Annotated in this window: 25 protein-coding genes; 12 read left to right on the top strand and 13 right to left on the bottom strand. The window is 54.4% G+C overall.

Going from position 1 to position 21,757, the window contains the following annotated elements:
- A partial coding sequence (locus P1S59_05830) for a transposase (protein ID MDF1525768.1) occupies positions 1-465 on the top strand: 465 nt, incomplete at its 5' end.
- Between the two features lie 7 nt (positions 466-472).
- Here P1S59_05830 and P1S59_05835 read toward each other — a convergent pair.
- The 10 genes from P1S59_05835 to glk all read right to left on the bottom strand — a co-directional run bounded on the left by P1S59_05835 (position 473) and on the right by glk (position 7,791).
- Complete coding sequence (locus P1S59_05835; protein ID MDF1525769.1) at positions 473-613, bottom strand: hypothetical protein; 141 nt, start codon at positions 611-613, stop codon at positions 473-475.
- On the bottom strand, positions 565-1,098 hold the full coding sequence (locus P1S59_05840) for a hypothetical protein (protein ID MDF1525770.1): 534 nt from the start codon (positions 1,096-1,098) through the stop codon (positions 565-567). The genes P1S59_05835 and P1S59_05840 overlap by 49 nt, the downstream gene beginning before the upstream one ends.
- A 4-nt stretch (positions 1,099-1,102) precedes the next feature.
- Positions 1,103-2,143, bottom strand: a complete 1,041-nt coding sequence (locus P1S59_05845; GenBank protein ID MDF1525771.1) for a DUF1704 domain-containing protein — start codon at positions 2,141-2,143, stop codon at positions 1,103-1,105.
- Between the two features lie 15 nt (positions 2,144-2,158).
- The gene (locus P1S59_05850) at positions 2,159-2,464 is read right to left on the bottom strand and encodes a hypothetical protein (protein ID MDF1525772.1); all 306 of its coding nucleotides are present in this window, start codon (positions 2,462-2,464) and stop codon (positions 2,159-2,161) included.
- Positions 2,419-2,793 (bottom strand): hypothetical protein, encoded by a 375-nt coding sequence (locus P1S59_05855; protein ID MDF1525773.1) that lies wholly within the window; start codon positions 2,791-2,793, stop codon positions 2,419-2,421. Before P1S59_05855 ends, P1S59_05850 begins: the two co-directional genes overlap by 46 nt.
- Before the next feature lie 331 nt (positions 2,794-3,124).
- The gene (locus P1S59_05860) at positions 3,125-3,709 is read right to left on the bottom strand and encodes a flavodoxin family protein (GenBank protein MDF1525774.1); all 585 of its coding nucleotides are present in this window, start codon (positions 3,707-3,709) and stop codon (positions 3,125-3,127) included.
- Positions 3,710-3,818: 109 nt separating this feature from the next.
- A complete protein-coding gene (locus tag P1S59_05865) occupies positions 3,819-4,238 on the bottom strand; it encodes a class I SAM-dependent methyltransferase (GenBank protein ID MDF1525775.1) in 420 nt (139 codons plus the stop codon).
- 440 nt (positions 4,239-4,678) lie between these two features.
- Entirely contained in the window at positions 4,679-6,067 is a 1,389-nt protein-coding gene (locus P1S59_05870; GenBank protein MDF1525776.1) for a mercuric reductase, read from the bottom strand.
- Positions 6,068-6,176: 109 nt separating this feature from the next.
- Positions 6,177-6,461 carry a DUF427 domain-containing protein gene (locus P1S59_05875; GenBank protein ID MDF1525777.1) on the bottom strand — a complete coding sequence of 95 codons (285 nt, stop codon included), beginning with the start codon at positions 6,459-6,461 and terminating at the stop codon, positions 6,177-6,179.
- A 310-nt stretch (positions 6,462-6,771) separates the two neighbouring features.
- On the bottom strand, positions 6,772-7,791 hold the full coding sequence (gene glk / locus P1S59_05880) for a glucokinase (GenBank protein ID MDF1525778.1): 1,020 nt from the start codon (positions 7,789-7,791) through the stop codon (positions 6,772-6,774).
- A 799-nt stretch (positions 7,792-8,590) separates the two neighbouring features.
- On the opposite strand from glk, the gene P1S59_05885 reads away from it, so the two are divergent.
- From P1S59_05885 to P1S59_05920, 8 genes are all read left to right on the top strand, one after another.
- On the top strand, positions 8,591-8,971 hold the full coding sequence (locus tag P1S59_05885; protein MDF1525779.1) for a hypothetical protein: 381 nt from the start codon (positions 8,591-8,593) through the stop codon (positions 8,969-8,971).
- A 17-nt stretch (positions 8,972-8,988) separates the two neighbouring features.
- Positions 8,989-9,552, top strand: coding sequence for a hypothetical protein (locus P1S59_05890; GenBank protein ID MDF1525780.1), 564 nt, complete (start codon positions 8,989-8,991; stop codon positions 9,550-9,552).
- Positions 9,553-9,577: 25 nt separating this feature from the next.
- A complete protein-coding gene (locus P1S59_05895; GenBank protein MDF1525781.1) occupies positions 9,578-10,156 on the top strand; it encodes a hypothetical protein in 579 nt (192 codons plus the stop codon).
- On the top strand, positions 10,116-11,579 hold the full coding sequence (locus P1S59_05900) for a multiheme c-type cytochrome (GenBank protein ID MDF1525782.1): 1,464 nt from the start codon (positions 10,116-10,118) through the stop codon (positions 11,577-11,579). The genes P1S59_05895 and P1S59_05900 overlap by 41 nt, the downstream gene beginning before the upstream one ends.
- A gap of 305 nt (positions 11,580-11,884) precedes the next feature.
- Positions 11,885-12,643, top strand: coding sequence for an RNA methyltransferase (locus tag P1S59_05905; GenBank protein ID MDF1525783.1), 759 nt, complete (start codon positions 11,885-11,887; stop codon positions 12,641-12,643).
- A 2-nt stretch (positions 12,644-12,645) separates the two neighbouring features.
- Entirely contained in the window at positions 12,646-13,173 is a 528-nt protein-coding gene (locus P1S59_05910; protein MDF1525784.1) for a TlpA disulfide reductase family protein, read from the top strand.
- A gap of 14 nt (positions 13,174-13,187) precedes the next feature.
- Positions 13,188-13,541, top strand: a complete 354-nt coding sequence (locus P1S59_05915) for a DUF3147 family protein (protein ID MDF1525785.1) — start codon at positions 13,188-13,190, stop codon at positions 13,539-13,541.
- 459 nt (positions 13,542-14,000) lie between these two features.
- Positions 14,001-14,402 carry an NUDIX hydrolase gene (locus P1S59_05920; protein MDF1525786.1) on the top strand — a complete coding sequence of 134 codons (402 nt, stop codon included), beginning with the start codon at positions 14,001-14,003 and terminating at the stop codon, positions 14,400-14,402.
- A 69-nt stretch (positions 14,403-14,471) separates the two neighbouring features.
- On the opposite strand, the gene P1S59_05925 is transcribed toward P1S59_05920, so the two are convergent.
- From P1S59_05925 to P1S59_05935, 3 genes are all read right to left on the bottom strand, one after another.
- Positions 14,472-15,392 carry a class I SAM-dependent methyltransferase gene (locus tag P1S59_05925; GenBank protein ID MDF1525787.1) on the bottom strand — a complete coding sequence of 307 codons (921 nt, stop codon included), beginning with the start codon at positions 15,390-15,392 and terminating at the stop codon, positions 14,472-14,474.
- Positions 15,393-15,488: 96 nt separating this feature from the next.
- Positions 15,489-17,183: a protein kinase gene (locus P1S59_05930; GenBank protein MDF1525788.1), complete on the bottom strand. Its 1,695-nt coding sequence runs from the start codon at positions 17,181-17,183 to the stop codon at positions 15,489-15,491.
- Positions 17,183-17,926, bottom strand: coding sequence for a metallophosphoesterase family protein (locus P1S59_05935; GenBank protein ID MDF1525789.1), 744 nt, complete (start codon positions 17,924-17,926; stop codon positions 17,183-17,185). Before P1S59_05935 ends, P1S59_05930 begins: the two co-directional genes overlap by 1 nt.
- A gap of 654 nt (positions 17,927-18,580) precedes the next feature.
- Here P1S59_05935 and P1S59_05940 point away from each other — a divergent pair.
- The 3 genes from P1S59_05940 (at position 18,581) to P1S59_05950 (ending at position 21,740) form a co-directional block, all read left to right on the top strand.
- Complete coding sequence (locus P1S59_05940) at positions 18,581-19,810, top strand: ABC transporter substrate-binding protein (protein ID MDF1525790.1); 1,230 nt, start codon at positions 18,581-18,583, stop codon at positions 19,808-19,810.
- Positions 19,811-19,951: 141 nt separating this feature from the next.
- Positions 19,952-20,860 carry a sugar ABC transporter permease gene (locus P1S59_05945; protein ID MDF1525791.1) on the top strand — a complete coding sequence of 303 codons (909 nt, stop codon included), beginning with the start codon at positions 19,952-19,954 and terminating at the stop codon, positions 20,858-20,860.
- Complete coding sequence (locus tag P1S59_05950; GenBank protein ID MDF1525792.1) at positions 20,853-21,740, top strand: carbohydrate ABC transporter permease; 888 nt, start codon at positions 20,853-20,855, stop codon at positions 21,738-21,740. Before P1S59_05945 ends, P1S59_05950 begins: the two co-directional genes overlap by 8 nt.
- The last annotated feature ends 17 nt before the right edge of the window (positions 21,741-21,757 follow it).

A 21,757-nucleotide genomic window follows, 5' to 3' on the forward strand; every position in this document is an offset into this window, starting at 1 on the left:
GGAATCAAATGCGATCAGATCATCCGGCTTACTGGGCCTCGTTCCGCCAAGTACTATCCAGAGAAACTCCGGCGGGTCAAATACTTCGACGTCAAAACCGGAAAAACACTGACCTTCCTCACCAACAACTTTACGCTACCCGCATTTACAATCGCCGAACTATACCGATGCCGTTGGCAGATAGAACTCTTCTTCAAATGGATCAAGCAACATCTCCGAATAAAATCCTTCTACGGAACTTCCGAAAATGCGGTCAAAACTCAAATATGGATCGCTGTTTCCGTTTATGTGTTGGTGGCCATCATCAAAAAACGGCTCAAACTAGAAGCCAGTCTCTACACTATTTTACAGGTTTTGAGCATCACCACTTTCGAGAAAACGTCTATTTTACAAAGACTTACAGACTTGCATTGCACGGCTGAACCAGGGGCGTTGTATAACCAATTGAATTTGTTCAACTATTAACCGGACACTACTGACCCACGATGTCAAGGCCCACGAGGAACGTCCCGTCCTGGACCAGCTTGGAGCGGACGATCTCGGCGATACGCAGCATTTCGTCGGTTACCTCGGCCGCGCGGAGCTTGCCGCCGGCGTGAATGTTCGAGCGCATGTCCTCTCCGGTGCGCACCCTCCTGAATGCGCAGTACCTGCCCTTGACCTGCAGGGGCGGCCGTTCATCACGAACAGCCGGGTGTCCCCTTCCGTGGCCGCGGGAAGGTACTCCTGGGCTACGACGTAACCGTCACGGCTCACGGCGTCGATCATCTGGTTGAGGTTGGGGAAATCCTCCTTGCGGACGAGAAAGACGCTGGCGCCGCCAGACCCACTGACCGGTTTTAACACGATGGCGCCTTCTTCCCTGGCGAAGGCTTTTATCTCCTCGCGGTCCGCCACGTACAGTTCATGGGACTTATAGCGCTTTTTGGGCGCTGTAACTGCCCGGGCCCGGATGTTCTCGTCCTGGTCGTAGGCAAGGTCCCCGACCCCCATCGTCCACGCCTCGTGCCCCTGGTTGATGGCTTCCATGGACAGCCTTGTGGTCGTGTAGGTTGCTTCTTCCGTCTTGATATCATTGACGATAAATCCGATCTTCATACCGCTACCTCCTTCGCATTTTTCTTACTATATCCAATAGTGGCAGACCGCTCCTGATGTTGGCAAGCCTTTCCTGAGGTTCGTTCTCGCCAAGGAAACGGGGCAGGAGGGGGGGCGGCTTGAGGACCTTTCTCCACTGCAGTTCACGGATGACCGGGAGGTGGGAGAGGCTCACTTTCCCTATATAAAGGGACTCCAGGGGACCGCCCTTGTGCAGGTATTCAAAAACATCCCGAAGTCCCCGGAGGTACACGGCGTCCTTTGTAAGGCCTCCCCCGTGGTACGTTCTCAGGATGATGCCGTAGGCGGTGCGCTGGGTGAAATGGTACCTGTTGGTCAACTCATGGAAGTTTCCGACGAAATCCATGCCGTCGAGCATGTTGCGAACCGCGACCACCCTCGCGGCCAGAATCCTCATCCTGGAGGCGCGCAGTTCCCCCACCAGGTATTCGCTCAGGACGGCCACCCCCTCCTGGAGGGCTTCGTAGCCCGCCAGGCCTGAGTACAGCTGCTGGAAGGGCTGGGCCCGGCCGTTGGCGTAGGTCAGGACGTGCGTCCCGATCTCGTGGTTGAGCAGGGCCTTCACCCTGCCCGGAGAGAGCTTCGTCGAGCTGCTTACCAGGAGGTTCCCCCGGGAGACGAGGAGTCCGACGAAATCGTCGCGTACCTGCACAGTGGACTTGAGTCCCGGGTGGAGCTTCCGGTACCCTTCGATCTCCGACCTGGCCAGCGCCGCGAAGGCCTGGGCGTCTACGGATGCTACGGTGTTGTTCCTGCCCCTGGACGGCAGGTGCCGGAGGATCCCTTCCGCAAGTTCCAGCAGGTCCGCGTCCACCTCCCCGTAAACCTGTATCGAGGAGTAGAGGAAACGCGGCATGTTCCGGTCCCGCAGCATGTCGAACTGCCGGTCCATGTCCTCGAGCTGTTCCCGGAACATCTGGGCCAGGGCGGGGTCCTCGATGCGGGTTACCGGCGCCTTGTACAGGTTTATTTTGAGGCTAATGGGGTCCACCGTAAGCGGACGGTAGTGCAGCTGGGGTTTTATCTCGAAGCGGGTCTTCTAAAATCCCCTGAAGCTTGATTCGGCGTTCACGGGTGTGACGTTGAGAAGGATATCCATGCTGTCGGAGATCCCGGCCAGTACCCGGTCTGCTTCCCAGACGAACTGGACGATGGAGCGCCTTCCCAGCGAATGATAATGGGGCGGCCTGTGGCTGGTGTGATTCCTCGTGTAGCTGAAAAGGGCCCGGTTGGCGGCGAGGCTAAACTGCCGGGTTATCCTTCTGAGGACGTAAGGATATAGCTCGCCTGTTTCGGGGTTCAGGTAGAAGGGCGAGATCTCGATGCCCAGGAGATGGCATCCCATATCTCCAGGACCAGGCAGGTGCCGAACTGCTTTACAAGGTTCTGTACGACGACGTGGGTGAGGCTGGAAAGTTCCCCATAAAGGGATCGCTTGGCGGAGCACAGCAGGGGGGAAGAGAAAGCCTGCGCAAACTTCTCGGTACCGCTTTCTTTGGATAATGATGTCCTGCGGTATATGCAAATGAACGGAAGCTGCCGGTCGATGTGGAGACGCCCGTAGACAGGCAGTTTTCTCCTGATGAACTTGTTGTCTGCGAGCCGCCGTCCCACAGGCTTGATAAGTTGTGCTATCTCCGATGAAGCGTCCTTGGAATTTATATTTCTGGGCATTTCGGTCCCTTTTCGGTCAGGTCAGGCGTCTGATGGGATTTTAACCTACTTTTTGCGTCGTTGGCTATCTCAATGGGAAATCAGGCGAAGAACCAGTGCGTTGTGGTGGTGAAGAAAGGCGGTGATCGGTGATCTGTGATCGGTGAACCGTGAATTGTGAAACGTGAATGGTGAAGAACGCCGGTCTCATATCTCAGGTAATATTGGTGATTGGTGATCATTTAACGTTTTTTACCCGGAATTACGCATTCCTCTGCGTCCTTCCTCCTCCCTCTCCCTCGACTAGGCTCGGGACCCTGAGCTTGTCGAAGGGCTTCCCTATTCCTCCTTCTCATTTTGATCCAGGTGCTCCCGCGAGTTTTTCCCCCAGTTCACCGGCCTGCTCGAGAATGGTGGGATCTTTAGCCACGATACCTGCCTCGAACTTGCCCCGTACCTGCAGTTCGCCGGCTATCTGATAACCCAGGGCTTTAATGGGCATACGCAGGGCCTCCATTGTGACGCCAAGGTCCTCCTCTTTCGTCTGTTCGGCCACGATGGCGAGGGCTGCGAACCGCCCCTGCCCTGCCAGCCGGCTCGACCATCCACGGGGCCGCTTGTCGTCAAAATCGTAAAAGCAGTAAAGCCTGTCGATGAACCCCTTCATCCACGACGTGATGTTGTAGTTGTGTACTGGTGATACCAGAACCAGCCCCCTGGATTCCTTGATCACCTGGTAGAAGGGTGTGAAATCGTCCTCGAACCTGGTGCAGATCTTGTCCTTCCGGCACCGTTCACAGCCGACACAGGACGAAAACTCAATGTCCGAAAGGTGGAGGAGGTGCGTTTCTGCCCCCGTACCCTTCAGTATCCTGTCTAAAATAAGGTCTGAATTTCCGCCGCGTCGCGGACTTCCCGATACCCCTAGAATGTGCATACTGACCCTCCTGTTCCGATTATTTAATTTTCGGTATGTCAGAGAAAATTGCTCATAAACAGCTTGCAGTTATCAGTGGACCGTTTGTCCGCCGACTTGTCACCCTCTACTATATACAAAATAGGGAGCTCTTGACCGCTGGAGTTTTAATAAAGCAGCTTGAGTGAAAATCGAACTGCCAGGTGGAGATAAACGAACCGTGTCCCTCCAGCCGGGCACCACAACTTTTCAACGCCTCGGAAGCCCTTTCGCAGGCGTCATCTTCATCGTGGATAACCCTGAAACACCTGTTGATAGTAGACTCTAGCCCCGGTTCGAGGACCAGGATGCGCCCCCCTTCCTTCAGAACGCGCCGCGCCTGGATAAGGGCTTTTTCGGGGTTCGGATGATGGTGAAGGGACAAGGAAAAGACAACCGTATCGACGCTGTTGTCCGGCAGAGGGATGCTTTCACCAGAGCCGACAACCAGCTTGACCCCGTTTTCCAGAAGATGCCGGGCTTTGTCGATGGAGGCGAGGTCCGGATCCAGACCCAGGATCCAGACCCAGGATCCTCACAGAGACACTTTGAAGCGTTTCTGTTAAGCGGCCATCACCGCAGCCCACTTCAAGTACATTCCCGGCGGAGGGGTTGAGGATGTCACGGATGAATTTGTTTTCTATGTTTTCAGGGTCGCAAAGCATGAAATTCCTTTAAGAATCCGCGAATCCAGAATCCAGAGGAAAGATCAGTGCGATGTGCGTGATATGAAAAATAGTTTGTCATTGCGAGGCCCGAAGGGCCGCGGCAATCCCAAAGATCAAAAGCTAATTTACCACAGCGCGGCCGGCTGAAGGCCGCATCACAGGGTTACACGGAGGAGAACAATCCAGGACTTTGTCTAAGTCTAGATTTTGTTTTACCCTGTGTCACCCTGTGTCACCCTGTGAACCCTGTGGTGAATTATTCTTTTTAAATCTGGAATTAACTTCAATCTCTTTCCACCAGAGAAAATAGATTGTTCAGCGATTCCGCCAATGTCGGGTGGGCAAATGTCATGTTTTTCAGGTCCCGCCAGGTAAGACCGCCAGCCATGGCAACCTGGACAACGGCCATGAGCTCGCCCCCTTCCATGCCCAGGCAGGCGAAACCCAGAATTTGACCTGAATCTGTATCAACCAGAGCTTTCATGAAGCCATCCGTTTCGTCCACTTCAAGGGCTCTTGCCACGTGAGTCATGGGCATCTGTACCATTTTGTAGGGTAATCCCCGCTCCGCCGCGTCCTTCTCTGACAACCCGATCCTGCCCAGTTGGGGATCGATAAAGACGACATAGGGAACAGCTCTGTTTTCAATGCTGACATCGCCCTTTTCAAACAGGTTGGACCTGACTACCCGGTAATCATCGTAGGCGATATGCGTAAAGGCCGGACCTCCCTTGACGTCACCCAGAGCATAAATGCCCGGTGCCGAGGTTCTGAGATGGTCGTCGGTGCGTATGTAACCCCTGTCATCCACCTCCACGCCGGCGGCCGCAAGGTTGAGCATGTCTGTGTTGGGTGTACGGCCCGCGGCCAAAAGGAGGTGGGTGCCAGAGATCGTCTCCTCTCCTTCAAGGCAGGTCAATTTGAGATGGATGGTACCGTCAGGGTCTTGCGTGGCGCTGTGGGTGTCGGCCTGGAGAATGATCCTGATGCCGTCGCGGGTAAAGATCTCCTGTATAGCCTGTGCCAGGTCCTCGTCCTCCTGGCTCAGTACATGGGCGCCCCGGTGGATGACGGTGACCTGGGATCCGAATCTTTTGAACATGCGGGCGAATTCCATGCCCACGTATCCGCCTCCGATGATCATGAGGTGTTCTGGGACCCGATCCAGTTCCATGATCGTCCCGTTGTTGAGTATGCTGCATTCAGGCAGGCCGTCTATATCCGGGACTGCAGGGCGTGTACCGGCATCAATGAATATTTTGTCTGCTTTCAGAAGGCGTGTACCACCGTCGTTAAGAGCGACCTCGATCTCTTGCCGGGAAGTAAACCGGGCTTCGCCCCACAGGATCTCAACGCCCCTGCGCAGGAGTTTAGCCTCGTCGCCGGAACTGAAGCTGGACACGATGTCACGTTTTCTGCGACGAACGGTCTCCATTTTCACGGAAACCGGTCCCTTGAAAGTTACACCGTAGTCGGCTGCCCGGTTCACCAGATGAGCGACACGGCCGCTTGCCTCCATGGTCTTGGTGGGTGAACACCCTACGTTGACACAAGAGCCGCCGATATGTTCCTTTTCAACCAGCGCCACCTTTTTCCCTGCCACTGCAAACTTGACCGCCAGGGGGTTGCCTGCCTGCCCGGAGCCTATAATTATTGCGTCGTAGACGTTCATGGCGAACTCCTCGCTATGGACTGGACACGGAGACTTGAAGACACGGGGAATGACCACGCCGTGTCCCTCCCTCGCCGCGCCTCCGCGTTATATAGGCTTTCCCGTCTATTCACGGGACGATCTCAACATCCTCCCCAAAGGCTACATGATCCTTGATGTCTTTGCCCGCCCTTGAAGGCTCACGATAGGACCAGGCAGCGTCATGGCCTACAAGGTCGCCCACAACGATATTGTAGTAGATCGCTGTTCCCTTCCAGGTACACAATGTTGAAGTGTCACTGAACTGCAGGTACTTCATGTCGACCGACTCTGGAGGAAAATAGTGGGTCCCTTCCAGGAGGATGGTGTCATCATAGTCCGCAATGATGGTGTTGTTAAAAACTGCCTTGGGCATTGAGGGATCCTTCCTGTTGTGTCGGCGGTGTACCGTTCCAGCGGTATCGTCATATTCAATATATGTCTTTTTCCTGTAACATAAATGGGCGTGGATAACCACCCCGGGACTTCGGCCAAAATACGAAATGGGTTTCGTTCAGCCCCTGGCCGGGGTGTCCGCAGATCGTTTTTCCTCTGGGGCCGGATCTTCCTTAAGTTAGTCGTTCGGTGTAATCCGCTAACCGTCCGGAACTGATGGCAATGGCAACCTGTATCCGGAGAGGCCAGTTGGCATCAAGGTTTTTAATCCCCAGGATCAAAAATAAAATTCAATCGAGATCCTGGGGTTCCTGTTTCATTTTGATCGCTTCCAGGGCGGCGCCCATTAGCGCCGCCTTGGGGTTCAGGATTACGTGGACCGGTATTTCCTCCATCATGGGAGCCAGCCGTCCTTTGGAAGTGAACGCCTCCATAAAGGAGTTGCCCTCAAGGGCCTTCAGGATCCTTGGGGCAATGCCTCCACCCAGGTAAAGACCACCGGTTGCCATGGTTTTGAGAACAAGATTCCCCGACTCTGCTCCCAGGATGGAAACGAATGTCTTCACGGTGTCAGCGCACAGGGGGCAGGGTGGGTCCTTGTCGAGGGCCGCGCTGATGATAGCGGGGGTGCGGTCCCCGGGAGATACAGGTATTTCCATCAGGAGTCCTGTGTCTTTGTATCTGTCGTAATTGTCGGTGCTTGCCAGGTAGTCGTAGACATTGGGAATCCCGATTCCCGAACAGACAATTTCCCAGCTCACATGGTTCCGCTTGTTCCTGAGGTAAGCCAGGAGGCCTGCCTGCTGCTCATCGCCGGGTGCGAAGTCGGTATGGCCGCCTTCGGTGGCGTGGCCCAGGTATTTGGAACCGTCCCAGGTGAGGAAGGCTTCGCCCAGACCTGTTCCCACAGCGATGACCGCCGCCGTTCCAGTTGCCGCTGGTAAGCCATGGTTTAAGGTCCGTATGTTGTTTTTTTCGAGTAAGGGAATAGAGCACGCCACCGCTTGAACGTCGTTGATGAGCTTGACCTTGCCGATATCCATGGTAGTGGAGAGTGTTGTGCTGTCCACGGTCCAGGGAAGGTTTGTGACTATCGTTCTGCCGGACAGGATGGGTCCCGCGACAGCGAAACAGGCAGCCTGGATAGGACCTTGACGCGCCTGGTTGAGGAATTCGGTCACTATTTCCTCAAGGCTGCCGTGGGACGCACTGGAGAAGACCTTTTCCGTCACAGGGCGGACGGGCCCCAACTCCTGACTGAAAAGCCCCAGAGCTGTTTTTGTGCCTCCTATGTCTCCGGCCAGGACCATCCCAAAACCTCCAGGCAACTTATCCACCGTTTATTTTATCATACAGAAGAGAAGGTTACATGGGGGAAGATGTGGGAGCCAGGAGCCAGGAGCCAGGTGCCAGGAGGAAGGGGGAAGGGGGAAGGAAGAAAAAGAGAACACAGAACACAGAACGCAGTAATTAATTGAATGTAGAATCGAGAATGTAGAGCGTAGAAGAAAAGCGCCATCCGGCTAAAAGCGGCAAAGGCTGTCTCTCGCAGGGACGCAGGGAAATAAGGATCAGCGGGAGACAATCACCCCACTCTGTCATTGCGAGGCAGTGGTTCGAGCCGAAGCAATCTCAAAGATCGGGATCGCTTCACACTGGTAATTTCCAAACACCCCCACCTCAATCCTCCTCTCAGGAACCCGCTTCCGCAATCTTCCCATCCCTTGACGGGAAGGGACTGAGCGGAGGGTGAAATAAACGATCTGCCCGGAATGACGGATTTAGGGGTTGGGATTTTATTCTGCGTTCTGCGTTCTGTGTTCTACTCTCGAAGCAACTGTACCTTAACAATGATTCTCAATTTGTAATTATCCCCTTAATCCCCTTAATCCCCTTCATCCCTGTTAAGAATACGCATTGTGGAAGTGCTGTGAACTGTAAACCGTGATCAGTAAAACCCGGAATGTGGAACGACTATCACAGATCAGCCCAAACATTCGATTCAGCTTTTTCAGTGAAGCATAAATATGTTAAATTACCTTTGTCGTATCGGTTTGACAGTTTAATCCAGCAGGTAGGGATGTGTTCCCGTTTGGAAAGGGGAAGGTCATGAATAGAGCCACTATACTTCTGGTGCTGGTTGCCATCTCCATGTTTGTGCTGCAGCCTTTGTCTGTTTGCGCCCAGGGCAAGCTTGCCAACCTTGTGGGTTATGAGAAGGCAGATTACCTGACGGGCATGGTCAGCGTAAACTCCGCGGGTGACTCGGTGGCGCTTATCGGTTTGAAAACCGTTTACGATAAGCCTCTTGAGATCTTCGTGACCCGATCATTCGATCCATCCAGGGCTTTCAAGGTGGGTGATGTTGCCGCGGACAAACGAGGTGATATGTTCTTCGATATCCCGGCATTGGATATCGGCGGCTTCGATTCGGTGCTGCTCATGGTGCCGGGCTGGAGCGTCCCTGTTGGAGTCGGCCTCCTCCAATAGGGGTTGCTAACTCGTTCATGCTGCCAACGGGTATACTCGTCAGAACTGATCTGGACGACCTGAGTTCCAGCTTGCCTGGCAGGCTGATCGCTTGTGGTCCATCCCGACTTACAGTAGAAAAGTCACCGGAAGCTACTGGTTTAGAAACAGTTTTTTTTCTGGAACTTTGCCAATGGTCGGATGAATGGTGTCTCATAGAAATAACCGGCCCCGAGGAGTTAGCGGCGCTGGTTGTGAAGAGTGTTGTACGGCATGAACCGGTCAGTGAGGTCTTGTCCAGTATCTACCGGCCCGGCGCAGGGGAATACAGCTATGCTCTTTTCAGGGAGGGCACCCTCCTGGAGACTTTTGAGAGCAAGGGGCCATCCATGGAAACCGTCAAATTTACCTCAGAACTTCGACGGGTTCCGCTCCAGAACCTGCTGGGGGCATCTGATTTCATGATCGAGTCCATGAACCAGTTCGGGATCGACACCAGTTCGAGGCCCGTAACTGACCACCGGAAGGTCAGGATCGAGGTTAACCTTCCCGGTAAAAGGACCTTCTGGCAGGCGCTGCTCGGCGCCGCTTCGCCTGAATAATATGGTTTAAACCGGGGGAGATAAAATGTCCGATAGATACCTTCGCAAGAGATACCTTGTTGATCGTAAATACCAGATGCGGCTGATCCTCCAGATCGTGGTACTTGTCGTTGTGGCCACCAGCGTGTCGGCTGTGGCTACCTTCCTCCTTGCCAACAAGGAAGTCAGCACTGCTTTCTATCTGGCGCACAGGGACACATGGGATCTTAAGGAACTTCTGCTTCCGGTTATTACCGGTACGAGCCTGGTGACCTTTCTGCTCGTGTCTGCCATCAGTTCCCTTATTGCCCTGCGGGAGAGCCACAGGATCGTTGGTCCCGTGGTTCGGCTTACGGGCGCGGTGAGTGATCTGGCCCAGGGCAGGATAAGCTTTGTGGGAATGCTCAGGAAGGATGACCTCCTCAAAGGCCTTGACGATGACATAAATACCCTTTCCGAGAACCTGGCGAGGCTGGATGGTCGTCTCAGGGCCGCAGTTGACAGCCTTAAGAAGGAGATCACAGGCCTCAGGGAATCGGAGACTCTTTCTACAGAACAAATCAGCAGGATCAGGAAGTGCGCTAATGACTTTGAGGAAGCCCTGGGGTTTTTCAAGAGGAATTGAGCGGGTCTGCATAGGCGGCCTTGTCCTCCTGATCATCCTGGCACCTGAAATAACTGAAGGAGCTCAAAACCCCCACGCTTTCATGGAAGGTCCGTCGCGGTGTCTTCAATGCCACGACACCAAACCTGTCGGTCCCGGCGGTTTATTCATCAAGGACATCGTGAGTCTCTGCAGGGACTGCCATTCCATGGCCCATCGTATGTCCCACCCGGTGGATATCCGCCCGCAGGAGGGTGTCCATCCTGATCTTCCTCTGGATCACGAGGGAACGATCACCTGTGCAACCTGTCACGACCCGCACTCGGCCTCATCCTCCGCTACACCCTATGTAAGCCGGGGGATCGTGGAGCGTCTGAAGGGGATGTTCTCATCGGAGGGTTATCCCACCTACTTTCTCCGCATGCCCAATACGGAAGGCCAGTTGTGTCTCTCGTGTCATAAAGGAGAAGAGGTCGATCAGGATCACCTTGATGTTCCCACCATATTAGAAGGGGATTACACCGGCTCCAGGGCCTGCGAAAGATGCCATGAAGTTTTTTTCAGGGAGTGGAGCAAGACTTCCCACGCAAGGACCCTCCAGGACCCCAGAGAGAACCCGCAATCTATTGCGGCCGTATTTTCGGGGAGTGAGAGCTTCAAGCCCGAGGATGTGGAGATCGTGGTCGGTGTTCACTGGGTACAAAGGTATGTGGTCGACCGGGGCGGCGAACTTAAGGTTGCCCAGGGAGTCTGGTCCCTTGGTGAATCGATCTGGACCAGGTCCTCCTGGCGGGAACAATCCTGGGAAGAGTACTGTGCCGGCTGCCACCTGACAGGCTATGACCCATACAGGGACTCCTATGTCGAGAAAGGCGTGGGTTGTGAGATGTGCCATGGTCCGGGTGGTAAGCATGCCCGCTCCGGAAAAGTGGGAGATATTGTCAACCCGGCCCGTATCGATTGGCGTCTTGCCAGCTCCATCTGCGCCTCCTGCCACACCAACGGCCATGACCCTACAGGACAGTTCCGTTACCCGGTGGGTTATCTTCCCGGACAGGATCTCGATCTGTATTATCGCGGCCTGTTGCCCCATGTTGGCCAGGGAGAGGATACCTTCAAAGGTGACGGAACCCTGGAGGACAGGCTCCGATCCTTTGCTTTCTGGCTCGAACAGCTTTTCCGGCCTTCCAGGATCCTGTGCAAACAGTGCAAGAGCCTTCACATACTCTATGCTGAAGATGAGGTCTCCGGGAAGGTGGACCTGACCCTGGCACAGTACTGTTTGACCTGCCACCAGGAACTCCATGAAGACCCGGAACATAAGCTCAGGTCCGGAGGTGATGTGGATTGCCGCTCCTGTCACGCTCCTCTAAAGGATAATCTGGGGCGGCCCAGTATCCACGACCACAAATATGAGTTTGATAGGCTCGTAAAAAGTCCATAAAGCCTGAAAAATGACCCATTCTTAGAATGATGGGTTGTTGCGATATGGCGAGGTAGAGGTATACTTGTTATAGGCTGCCTGGGAGATCCGGAAACGCTTGGCATGTAGGAGCGTTGAATCGAGATCCGGTTTTCCGGCCCGGCACAGTTCCCCTCCTTACCAAGCGGCCACCGACTGTGACGGGTTAAAAGGGCAGCCTTTTTGTGCTCATTTTTCCGCTGGTTGATTCGAACCAAATTTCTATATATATATACAGCCTCGTAAAAAGCCGCTTTGATCCTTTATAACGTTGATCGGAACCAATAATGCCAACAACAGGGATTTTGAATCGCATTTCAGTTGTCCTGTGCCGCCCCAGGTATGGCGGAAATATAGGGGCGGCAGCCCGTGCCGTGAAAAATATGGGGTTAGGAGGACTGGTTCTGGTTGCACCGGAGCAGTACCATAAAGACGAAGCAAGAATGTTGGCCTCCAATGCGTCTGATGTGTTGGAAGCGGCTTCAACATTTGATACCATTGAGGAGGCGGTAAACAATTGTGAAGTAGTCCTGGGTGCCTCTCGAAGGATAAAAAGCCATCGAATCCGCATAATGACTCCCCGGGAGTCTGCGGGGCACATCGTCACGAACCTGGGAGAAGGTAGGGCTGCGATCCTCTTCGGGCCGGAAGACAATGGGCTTACATCGGAGGAACTGAAACGGTGTCATGGGGTTATATCCATACCCGCGGATGAAAAACAGCCGTCCCTGAACCTGGCCCAGGCCATCATGGTCATTGCTTATGAAATGAGGATGGGAGTAGACGGGCTTCCATCGGTGCGGTCTTTTGGTGATGCATCCGGATCAGAGTTTGGACAGATGATGGAACAGGTATCGGCAGTTCTTGAAAAAAGCGGGTTTTTTATCCGCAACCCCAGGGAGAGGGTTCTCCTTCACCTGAAGGAGATATTTACCAACGGTGTTTCCACCTCCCAGGATGCCAGGATCGTCAGGGGCATCTTCAGGAGGATAGTCTGGGCGCTTGAACGAGATGAAGGCGCCGATAATATAGGTCCGGGAGAATGACAATGAAGATTCGCCGTTTTGCTGCTTTTTGGTTCGCTGTGGCCCTGTTACTGTTCATCCAGTCCGTACCTGTGACATCGTGTTATGCGGTGACCGTAGAGCCAGGGGACAGGGCGCCTCTCTTTGAGGCCCAGACCCTGGATGGGGATAAATTTGTCCTCAAGGAGCATCTCGGGAAAAAAGTCGTGCTCCTCAACTTCTGGTCTGTATTCTGCCGCGACTGTATCAGTCGGATAGAAGCGCTTAACAAGATGAACGATCTTTTTTCCCAAAGAGACTTTGAGATTGTGGGGATCGCGGGGGACCCGCCGACGGATCGGATGCTGTCCCAGGTAAAGAAATATGCGGCCAAGATGCACTACGATGTCATCCTTGATCCGGAGTTGGAGGTGTTTGACAGCTATGGTGTGGAAATCATACCGTTCGCTGTTCTGGTGGACAGGGACGGGACTGTGGTCGTGGCGATCCAGAGCCTTGAGCCGGAGCCACTGAAACTGATCTCGGATGCAATTGACCGCCTTACAAAGTAACAGGATCCGAAAAATTGTCTTCCGCAGCCTTCTTTTTTATAAAGGTCGCCGTTTCAGCTTTTATCATAGCGGGGGTGAGTGAACTCGCCAAAAGGATGCCGTCCCTGGGCGGGCTTATCGCTGCCATGCCCCTCACAACGCTGCTGGTGCTTATCTGGTTGTACGCCGAGACAGGCGATTACCAGTTGGCATACGATTTCACACGATCGGTCCTTTTCGCCATCGTTCCCACCATATTTTTCTTCATTACAGCCCTGTACCTGTTTAAAAAAGGAGTCTCTTTTATCACGATACTCGTCGTGAGCTTCGTCATTTTCCTGGGCGCTGCGGCGGTGCATCAGTGGCTATTGCCGGACAAACTTCGATAACGCCAACTTGACGCGGAGACACGGGGACACGGAGACTCGGGGAAAAACCGTTATGTCATTGCGAGGACCCTGAGCCAGATCGAAGGGGACGTGGCAACCTCGGGTTGAAAAGACCAGAATATTTACGCAGAGGGCAGGGAAAACGGGAATGCAGACAAACATATGGTTTTTGTTGGGGGGAATTTTCGGAGCTTTATCTATGGTAGGTTTCGCGGCCGATCGGCTGAAGAACATGAGGAAATCCGTTCTACTTCCCTTAACTTCTTTCGATACCAGGCTGAGTTTAATATCAGGAGTTTTTTTGCTATAAACCCTCAGATTGTTGGAGTGCTTATTTTGGACTTTGGACATTGGACTGCTTTTCCCCTGCGTCCCCTGCGATGGTGCCATAGCTGGCACCCCTGTGTAACCCTGCGTTAAGGCTTTTGATCTTATGTCTTTGCATCGGATGATCGAATTATGAGTGAACACAAAAATCCTTTTCCAACCGTGGACATCATCATCGAGGTCGAGGGCGGCATTGTTCTCATCGAACGGAAGAACCCGCCCCACGGCTGGGCCATTCCGGGCGGGTTCGTGGATTACGGTGAAACGGTGGAGGCGGCCGCAGTGCGGGAGGCGAAGGAGGAGACTGGTCTTGTGGCCCACCTTACAGGACTCCTCGGCGTCTACTCCGACCCATCCCGGGACCCCAGAAGCCATACGATCTCCACCGTTTTTATTGCGGTGGCCCAGGGAAATCCTGTCGCTGATGACGACGCCGCCGACGCAGGTGTGTTCACGGAAAAGTCGCTGCCTGAGAGAATTGTTTTTGACCATCGGAAAATATTAGGGGACTACTTTAAAACCCGTAACTCGTAATTTATAATTCGTTATTTGTATATAATCCCAAAGAGGACACCCTGCGCCTGCCGAATCACCAGTCACGAATCACGAATCACGGCCCTTATCTATATACGGATTCTCCGGCAGATCCACGATCTCGAAGCCGGCCTCCGACAGCCGGTCCTGAATGTCCGATTCGATTGGTTGGTGAAGCAGGATCACGCAGGTGGTGGAATGCGGTTTGAACCCGAGTCGGCAGAAAAGATCATTCATGACGATACGGCGGCGGACCTTTTTGAATGCCCTGGATGATCTGTCCGCCTTCACCTCCTCGAGTCCCTTCACGTAGTAATCGTTGATTCCCTTGACGGCTATCGCCGGCATGTTCATGCCCAGGGCTACCTTCTCCATTTCGAGCCTGGAGATGGCGTAGACATAGTTCCCCGCTTCTTCGAAGATCTGGTGTCCGCCGGACCGACCTGTGATCTTCCTGGCTGTGTCGACCAGGGCCCGGAACAGCTTCCATCGCAATGTGGCGCCGATCTTAAGGTCCGTGGGTTCGATGAGAACCACCGCCTTTTTCGACACTCTGATCATCTCGTAGAGGGCGACCATAGGCCGCGGGAAGTGGTGCAGGGATTCCTTGCACACCGCAAGGTCGAACTCGTTGTCCGGGTAACTCAGGGACTCCGCGTTCTGCCGGCTGTATTCGGATATATAGCCGGCTCCGGCGCTTTCCTCAAGCAGGGTGTCAGAGATGTCGGTAGCGACAGCCCTGCCGCCGTTCTGTTGGATATAGTGGGCCTCCTGGCCGTACCGGCCGTCTCCCACCGTGATCCAGCGGTGATCCTGCCAGGCTTCGAGCAGGGGCTTTAAAAGCGCGAGTTTTCGGTTGTGCCGCCATGCGTCGACCGTGTTTTGGAGAAGCCACTTTTGAGCCTTCCCGTGCTTGTCGCTGCCCCGTGCGTGCTCTTCATAAAGCCTGCTGTGGCTTTCGTAGCTCTTCTCGTGAAAATCGGAGGACATGACCATCTCCCGTGTGTGCGTGGAGTGTGGGTGCGTAGGTGGGCCAGATCTTTCGCATTAACGCACTACGCAAGTACGCACATACGATCATTTACCCTACGGCACCAACGTCGGGGGCATTTCCGGTTCCCTTATCAGTTCCTGGACGCTGCGCTGGAAACCGGGAACAGTCGTGAGGATGTGATCCCTCATTTCCCTGCCGTTGTTAAACCGGCCCTGGGGTCTTTTCCTGAGGGCTCTGATCAGAGCACTTTCCATCTGGGCCGAAAGCCCGGGGTTGAAGGACCTCGGGCTGGCTGGTTCCACGTTCAGGATGTTTTGCATAAGCTCTATCTCGGTGTTTCCTGAAAACGGGAGACTGCCTGTGTATAACTGGTACATGACGACACCCAGGGCCCAGATATCACTTCGCCGCTCACTTCTGCCGTTGATCTGTTCCGGGCTCATGTATGGCCGCGTTCCGATAACTGTGGCGGATGTTTCCATTTCCTTCATGCGTCGTACAATACCGTAGTCCAGCAGGACGATTGTCCCATCGGGTCGGACGATAATGTTGTCCGGTTTGATATCCCTGTGAACGATATCATTATCGTGAAGGTGAGAAACTACATCCATGAGCTGATAGGCGATCCGGTCCCGGGCACGGTCATCTTCCAGAGGCAGGATGTCGGTAAGAGGGTGCCCCTCCACATATCGGGTAATGATGACCGTCCGCCCCCTGTGACTGGCCACGTCCACCAGTTCCGGTATCCCTGGATGTCCTGCCAGGTCTCTCATGGCCTTGGCCTCCAGGATGAGGCGGGAGTTGATCGCCTCGGATTTGGAGATCTTGATGACCAGAGTCCCTTGTTCAAACCCCAGAACGTCTCTGCCTTTCCACACGGATGTGTAAAAACCCTCAGACAATTCCTCGACCTTCTCGTACTGGTCGGCCACCATCTCACTTATCCGCGCCACCGATATGAAGTTTTTTCTGTGGGCCATCACCCGGCGGAAAGGTCTTAACATCAGGTTCAACATCCTGTGCCGGATCGGGATGGCCGTATCCATCAAAGGGATATTGAACCCCTCGTAACCGAGAGTCTCACCTTCCATGTTTTTGTAGGTGTTGGCGGTGAGCAGGATGGTGATCCTTGAACCATCCTTGCGTTTGAAGTCGACCTTGAAGTCCTTGATAAACCCCTTCTTTTCGATGAGGAGCTGCAGCACATCCCTGTCCCTGGGGTTAACATAAAGGTCGTCGGGGAGCCTCAGCTTAAGCATCTCCTGTTTGCTGGTGTAGCCCAGGATATTCAGAAGCGCGTCGTTGACCTCCAGGAAGCGACCCTCCCTTGTGGACAGGAAGTAGCCCTGATGTGATGAGGAAAATATTTTTCGATATCGGCGCTCAGTCTCCTGCAGATATGCCTCTTCATGGTGTATGCGCACCAGGTTCCCGACCCTGGCTAAAAGGAGGGGGGGGCTGATAGGTGGTGAAAAAACATCCATAGCTCCGGCGGAAAGGAGTTCCCCGAGGCGATTGTCGCTCAGTTCGACCTCAGAAAGGGCCAGCAAAGGCAGACTGCCTGTGCCGCTCTCAGTTCGAAGAGCTCGGCACAGAGCTGGACCGTCAGAAGTGTGGGTGATGTTGGCGACGATGACATCAGCATTCGCAGCTGCCTTGTGGGCGGTTTTCAGGTTTGGCGCAATGACGACATCCAGCCCGCCCCTGCGCAGCTGCTCGGCCAGGGCTTTCCCCGTTCCATTTCCTGGTTCAAAAAAAACAACTCTGGAGCGGCGTCCGGGATCCATCAGATCCCCTGGCTCAGGCGGGCGGCAAGAGATGGGGAAAGCCCGGCCTGAAGGATGCGCTCCTGGGCAGCGCTGATATTGTAAGGGACTCTTTTAAAAAAGATGATTCCTTGTTCGGTGTCGAAGATGGTGTACTGGGCTTTTGGATCACCGTTGCGGGGCTGACCGACACTTCCCGGGTTGATCAGGTATCGCCGCCCGGGCGCCAGAACAAGTTCCTCTCCGGGTTCAAACTTGTGAACGGGCCTGCCTGGGAGGTGGGTAAAGATCATGGGACGGTGGGTGTGCCCGAAAAAGGCGATACGGATCCTCGGGTCCCTGTCGGTAAGGTAGTCAAAAACCATCTGGGCGGTCTCATCTGTTCGAAGGTAACCGGTGGCATTGCCGGGTAACCCGTGAAAGAGAAACACCCCGGGTTGGGGAGAGAGGTTGACGGGCAGTTCATACAGGTTTTTCCTGATGTCGGGAGTCAGTGTGTCTCTTGTCCATCGAATAGCCTGGGCAGCGGTTGAGTTGAACCCGCTTGCCTCAGCCAGGTCGCAGGCTGCCTGCTCATGGTTCCCGGTTATGAGGATAGCATGGAGATCAGCCAGCATCTGCAGGCATGCAAAAGGTTCGGCACCATAACCGACTGTGTCGCCAAGGCTCCAGATGGTCTGTATTCCTTCTGCACTGAAATCTCTCTGGACAGCTTCCAGGGCAGGGAGGTTGGCGTGTATGTCCGCAAGAACCGCTACTTTCATGCTTATACTTTATAACCGGAGAGGGCGCGAAGGGGAAGACCTAAGGCTGAGTACCCAGTACCCAGGAGCCGGGAGAAAAACAGGGCGGAGTATTGGACGCGGTGACGTCACGCCACTGGCGTGACAGGCTTTCGACACGGGGAGAAATTCGACTTGGCGAAAGGGTGTGGGGTCTGTAAAATAATACCCGGGAAGCCCGAAGGGGTAAATCAGCGCAGAGCGCTCAAAGCCCAAAGGAAAGGCTGGGCGAAGAGAGTGTGTCACTAAGTGCACGAAGGAGTTAATGCGAAAGATTTTTAGACATCAAACTTCGCCTTAACGCACAAACTCATTTACCCACACACGCGATCAATCCACCATGGAACCACCAAATTACGGACTGACGGAACAACGGAATCACGAATAAAAAGTCATCAGTTACTTGCCTTACTTGCAAACGGGCATATATGGAGATAACCTTGCAGAGAGGGTTTTTTCTGATTGATGTGATCCTTGTAATGATCGCTCTTGAAATATCCCAGGGGCCATACGAGGATGTGGTGGTGGGAAGTGGCCTGTCACTCACCCTTAATGTGCAAGTCCCCGGGCGGTTCGGTATGTATTTGCCCGTTTTGAAAGGAGTGGGAGATGAAACGTTGCGTATTTGTGTGGGTTATGGCATTGGCGATGGTGGTCTTTATGTCAGTTCCCGGTGCAATGGCCGGAGAGGTGGAGGTCCTTCACTGGTGGACCTCCGGAGGGGAAGCCAAGTCGGTGGCGGTGCTCAAGGATCTCCTTGAAAAGGAAGGCCACACATGGAAGGACTTCGCGGTTGCAGGAGGCGGGGGTGATACTGCCATGACCGTTTTAAGGTCCCGTGCTGTTGCGGGGAACCCACCCACAGCCGCCCAGGTCAAAGGGCCCCAGATCCAGCAGTGGGGCGACGAGGGGGTACTGGCAGACCTCGGCAGGGTGGCCAGGGCGGAAAAATGGGACGATATCATTCCCGGCGTTGTGGCCCAGGTCATGAAATACAAGGGCCAATACGTTGCCGTACCGGTGAACGTTCACCGTATAAACTGGATGTGGGTCAACCCCGCGGTTTTCAAGAAAGCCGGGGCGACCATCCCCAAGACCTGGGCTGAGCTTGAAGAGGCTGCCAAGAAGATCCAGGCTGCCGGCATGGTACCCATAGCCTTTGGAGGACAGGACTGGCAGGAAGCAACAGTTTTCGAGTCCATCGTTATAGGGCTGGGCGGCGCTGATTTTTACCGCAAAGCGCTGATGAAGGCTGACCCTGCCGCTCTGAACAGCCCAACTATGGTCAAGGCTTTCGAACGTTTCAAGAGCCTCAAGCAGTATACTGACAAGAACGCTCCCGGCCGCGACTGGAACCTGGCCACCGCCATGGTTATCAAGGGCGAGGCCGGCATGCAGTTCATGGGCGACTGGGCCAAGGGCGAGTTTACCGCCGCGGGTAAGAAGCCGGGAGTTGACTATCTGGCCTTGCCCATGCCGGATACCGATAAATATTTTCTTTTTAACGTCGACAGCTTCATCTTCTTCAAACAGAGGTCCGTTCCTGCAGGTCAGGCTGCCGAAGCCATGGCCCGGTTGATCCTCCAGCCCAAATTTCAGGAGGTTTTCAATATCAACAAGGGCTCCATCCCGGTCAGGCTCGGGATGCCGAAGAAAAACTTTGACGCACCTGCACAGATGTCCATGGACGATTTTGTTGCCACGGCGGCATCCGGGGGGCTGGTTCCGAGTATGGCCCACGAGATGGCGGTCTACCCGGAGGTCAGGGGAGCCATCTTCGACGTTGTCACCAACTTCTACAACTCGGACATGTCCGCTGCTGATGCGGCAAAGCGGCTTGCCTCTGAGGTTGCGGCAGCCAAGTAAAACAGGTTGCAATTCAGCTCACATCCCATCATCCATACCCGGCCCTCACCAGGGCCGGGTATGGACTTACCTTGCCCGGGGGAGAGGCGGGGCTTTCTCCGATAGCAGCCGGGGAGGCAGGCGTCTGACCAGGGAGTGACGATGTCCAATGAGGGTCGACAAACCGGCAGGGGGTTCGCGGGGAGTCTCCAGCGCTATTTGCCCGGAATTGTCCTTTCCCCCACCATCCTCGCCGCCGTAGTTTTCATCTACGGTTTCATAATGTGGACGGCGTGGATCTCCCTGACGGAGTCCGGGCTGCTTCCTCGTTATAAATTGGCCGGGTTCCTTCAGTATGTGAAGCTTTTTCAAAACGATCGGTGGTGGGTGGCGAGCAGGAACCTGGCGATCTTTGGAACCCTTTTCATCTTTTTCTGTGTCGTATTCGGCCTCATCCTGGCGATCCTGCTGGATCAGCGGATCCGTGTCGAGGGGGCTTTGCGGACCATTTACCTTTATCCCATGGCCCTTTCCTTCATTGTCACTGGCACCGCCTGGCGGTGGATGCTCAACCCGGGTCTCGGTTTGGAGCGCCTTGTCAGGGAGATGGGGTTTACCTCTTTTACCTTCGATTGGCTGGTCAATTCCAAGATGTCCATATACACCATTGTGATAGCCGGGGTTTGGCAGTCCACGGGGTTTGTCATGGCCCTGTTCCTGGCCGGGCTCCGGGGGATCGATGATTCCATCATAAAGGCGGCTCAGGTGGATGGTGCCTCCCTGCCGAAGGTCTACTGGCGTATTATTATCCCCAGCATGCGCCCCGTTTTCTTTTCTGCGGTGATCATTATGTCTCACATCGCCATCAAGAGTTTCGACCTCGTTATGGTGCTGACCAGGGGCGGCCCCGGCTACTCTTCGGACCTGCCGGCAACTTTCATGTATACCTTTGCTTTTACCCGCAACCGTCTGGCGTTCGGGGCCGCCAGCGCTATCATCATGTTCATGGCGGTCATGTCCATCATTGTGCCTTACCTTTATTCGGAGCTGAGGATGAAGCGCAATGGCTGAAAAATCTCTTGCAGTGGTCACCAGGACCCCTGGCGTTGTCGCAGGCAGGATATTTATCTACACCCTGCTTGGCATTGCCGCCGTTTATTTTCTGCTGCCTTTCCTCGTTATGGTCATGACCTCTGTCAAAACGATGGAGGACATCAGGATGGGTACCCTGATCTCACTGCCCCGGGAGATCAACTTCGATGCCTGGGGTGAAGCCTGGAGTTCGGCGTGCATCGGGGTCAACTGCCAGGGTATCAGGGGCTATTTTTTCAACTCCGTCAAGATGGTTATCCCGGCCGTTTTAATTTCTACTGCCTTCGGGGCCATTAACGGCTATGTTTTTTCCAAGTGGCGCTTTAAAGGGAGTGAATTGATCTTCTCTTTGCTCCTCATCGGCTGTTTTATACCCTTCCAGGTGATCCTGCTTCCCATGGCCCTGACCCTGGGCGCTTTAGGGATCGCGCAGAGCATTAACGGGCTTATCCTGGTCCACGTCGTTTACGGCCTTGCCTTCACCACCCTCTTTTTTAGAAATTTCTACGTTTCCATACCCGACGATCTAGTCAGGGCGGCTCGCATCGACGGTGCCGGTTTTTTCCGTATCTTCTGGAGGATCATCCTGCCGGTGTCGGCGCCCATTATAGTGGTCACCGTGATCTGGCAGACCACACAGATATGGAACGATTTCCTCTTTGGAGTTGTTTTCAGCGGTGGCGATTCCCAGCCCGTTACGGTGGCACTGAACAACCTGGTGAACACATCCACCGGCGTGAAAAAATACAATGTGGATATGGCAGCGGCCATCATCGCCGCCTCGCCGACACTCCTCGTGTATATCCTTGCGGGGAAATACTTTCTGCGAGGGCTGACAGCAGGGTCGATCAAGGGCTAGTTTACTTTCCAGTAGAT

It is taken from the genome of bacterium (genome assembly GCA_029210965.1).
Classification (GTDB): Bacteria; BMS3Abin14; BMS3Abin14; order BMS3Abin14; family BMS3Abin14; genus JALHUC01.

Bases quoted from the DNA above. Each gene is read 5' to 3' on its own strand.
- P1S59_05895 (MDF1525781.1), top strand. From the start codon at position 9,578: ATGTCCGATAGATACCTTCGCAAGAGATACCTTGTTGATCGTAAATAC.
- P1S59_05870 (MDF1525776.1), bottom strand. From the start codon at position 6,067: ATGAACGTCTACGACGCAATAATTATAGGCTCCGGGCAGGCAGGCAAC.
- P1S59_05850 (MDF1525772.1), bottom strand. From the start codon at position 2,464: ATGGGATGCCATCTCCTGGGCATCGAGATCTCGCCCTTCTACCTGAAC.
- P1S59_05860 (MDF1525774.1), bottom strand. From the start codon at position 3,709: ATGCACATTCTAGGGGTATCGGGAAGTCCGCGACGCGGCGGAAATTCA.
- P1S59_05910 (MDF1525784.1), top strand. From the start codon at position 12,646: ATGAAGATTCGCCGTTTTGCTGCTTTTTGGTTCGCTGTGGCCCTGTTA.
- P1S59_05875 (MDF1525777.1), bottom strand. From the start codon at position 6,461: ATGCCCAAGGCAGTTTTTAACAACACCATCATTGCGGACTATGATGAC.
- P1S59_05930 (MDF1525788.1), bottom strand. From the start codon at position 17,183: ATGGATCCCGGACGCCGCTCCAGAGTTGTTTTTTTTGAACCAGGAAAT.
- P1S59_05855 (MDF1525773.1), bottom strand. From the start codon at position 2,793: ATGCCCAGAAATATAAATTCCAAGGACGCTTCATCGGAGATAGCACAA.
- P1S59_05935 (MDF1525789.1), bottom strand. From the start codon at position 17,926: ATGAAAGTAGCGGTTCTTGCGGACATACACGCCAACCTCCCTGCCCTG.
- P1S59_05925 (MDF1525787.1), bottom strand. From the start codon at position 15,392: ATGTCCTCCGATTTTCACGAGAAGAGCTACGAAAGCCACAGCAGGCTT.
- P1S59_05945 (MDF1525791.1), top strand. From the start codon at position 19,952: ATGTCCAATGAGGGTCGACAAACCGGCAGGGGGTTCGCGGGGAGTCTC.
- P1S59_05840 (MDF1525770.1), bottom strand. From the start codon at position 1,098: ATGAAGATCGGATTTATCGTCAATGATATCAAGACGGAAGAAGCAACC.
- P1S59_05885 (MDF1525779.1), top strand. From the start codon at position 8,591: ATGAATAGAGCCACTATACTTCTGGTGCTGGTTGCCATCTCCATGTTT.
- P1S59_05950 (MDF1525792.1), top strand. From the start codon at position 20,853: ATGGCTGAAAAATCTCTTGCAGTGGTCACCAGGACCCCTGGCGTTGTC.
- P1S59_05900 (MDF1525782.1), top strand. From the start codon at position 10,116: ATGACTTTGAGGAAGCCCTGGGGTTTTTCAAGAGGAATTGAGCGGGTC.
- P1S59_05940 (MDF1525790.1), top strand. From the start codon at position 18,581: ATGGCATTGGCGATGGTGGTCTTTATGTCAGTTCCCGGTGCAATGGCC.
- P1S59_05920 (MDF1525786.1), top strand. From the start codon at position 14,001: ATGAGTGAACACAAAAATCCTTTTCCAACCGTGGACATCATCATCGAG.
- P1S59_05890 (MDF1525780.1), top strand. From the start codon at position 8,989: ATGCTGCCAACGGGTATACTCGTCAGAACTGATCTGGACGACCTGAGT.
- P1S59_05905 (MDF1525783.1), top strand. From the start codon at position 11,885: ATGCCAACAACAGGGATTTTGAATCGCATTTCAGTTGTCCTGTGCCGC.
- glk (MDF1525778.1), bottom strand. From the start codon at position 7,791: ATGGTCCTGGCCGGAGACATAGGAGGCACAAAAACAGCTCTGGGGCTT.
- P1S59_05835 (MDF1525769.1), bottom strand. From the start codon at position 613: ATGCGCTCGAACATTCACGCCGGCGGCAAGCTCCGCGCGGCCGAGGTA.